Raw genomic sequence first — 1034 nt, 5'->3', positions numbered from 1 at the left:
AAGGAATAAAAAAATGCTTGACAACAAAAAATATTCCGTTATAATAACATTTGTCTAAAGCATTATTGCTCGGTGACGATGGCGGAGAGGTCACACCCGTTCCCATCCCGAACACGGAAGTTAAGCTCTCCAGCGCCGATGGTAGTTGGCGGGACACCGCCTGCGAGAGTAGGACGTTGCCGGGCAAAACATGAGTTATTCCGCAGTAGCTCAGTGGTAGAGCACTCGGCTGTTAACCGAGCGGTCGTAGGTTCGAATCCTACCTGCGGAGCCATTTACGGAGAGCTGTCCGAGTGGTCGAAGGAGCACGATTGGAAATCGTGTAGACGTGATGAGCGTCTCAAGGGTTCGAATCCCTTGCTCTCCGCCAGCCACTTTGGAAATAATATATGGCCCGTTGGTCAAGTGGTTAAGACACCGCCCTTTCACGGCGGTAACACGGGTTCGAATCCCGTACGGGTCATCTTTTATGGAGGATTAGCTCAGCTGGGAGAGCACTTGCCTTACAAGCAAGGGGTCGGCGGTTCGATCCCGTCATCCTCCACCATGTATGAACATTGATTTACTTTTATCATCGCGGGGTGGAGCAGCCAGGTAGCTCGTCGGGCTCATAACCCGAAGGTCGCAGGTTCAAATCCTGCCCCCGCAACCAAAGTTGGTCCCGTAGTGTAGTGGTTAACATGCCTGCCTGTCACGCAGGAGATCGCGGGTTCGAGTCCCGTCGGGACCGCCATGTATGGCTCGGTAGCTCAGTCGGTAGAGCAAAGGACTGAAAATCCTTGTGTCGGCGGTTCGATTCCGTCCCGAGCCACCATTTTGAATAATGTGGATTTGATCTATCTAAATATATATAATGTGCCGGCTTAGCTCAATTGGTAGAGCAACTGACTTGTAATCAGTAGGTTGCGGGTTCAAGTCCTGCAGCCGGCACCAGATTCTTTTTGAGCCATTAGCTCAGTAGGTAGAGCATCTGACTTTTAATCAGAGGGTCGGAGGTTCGAGTCCTCCATGGCTCACCATGATGCGGGTGTGGC

At 51.7% G+C, this 1034-nt stretch carries 9 tRNA genes and 1 rRNA gene; all 10 read left to right on the top strand.

Annotated features, from left to right (window positions below):
- Positions 1-68 precede the first annotated feature (68 nt).
- A 5S ribosomal RNA gene (rrf, locus tag LD028_RS02435) occupies positions 69-185 on the top strand.
- A 14-nt stretch (positions 186-199) separates the two neighbouring features.
- A tRNA-Asn gene (locus tag LD028_RS02430) sits at positions 200-274 on the top strand.
- A gap of 5 nt (positions 275-279) precedes the next feature.
- Positions 280-370, top strand: a tRNA-Ser gene (locus tag LD028_RS02425).
- Positions 371-391: 21 nt separating this feature from the next.
- Positions 392-463, top strand: a tRNA-Glu gene (locus LD028_RS02420).
- Between the two features lie 8 nt (positions 464-471).
- Positions 472-547, top strand: a tRNA-Val gene (locus LD028_RS02415).
- Positions 548-575: 28 nt separating this feature from the next.
- A tRNA-Met gene (locus LD028_RS02410) sits at positions 576-652 on the top strand.
- 5 nt (positions 653-657) lie between these two features.
- Positions 658-733, top strand: a tRNA-Asp gene (locus LD028_RS02405).
- A gap of 5 nt (positions 734-738) precedes the next feature.
- A tRNA-Phe gene (locus LD028_RS02400) sits at positions 739-814 on the top strand.
- A gap of 43 nt (positions 815-857) precedes the next feature.
- A tRNA-Thr gene (locus tag LD028_RS02395) sits at positions 858-933 on the top strand.
- A 10-nt stretch (positions 934-943) separates the two neighbouring features.
- Positions 944-1019 (top strand) — tRNA-Lys (locus LD028_RS02390).
- The last annotated feature ends 15 nt before the right edge of the window (positions 1020-1034 follow it).

The organism is Anoxybacillus sp. LAT27 (genome assembly GCF_022030075.1).
GTDB classification, from domain to species: domain Bacteria; phylum Bacillota; class Bacilli; order Bacillales; family Anoxybacillaceae; genus Anoxybacillus; species Anoxybacillus kestanbolensis.
This window is presented reverse-complemented; position numbering and strand designations above follow the sequence as displayed.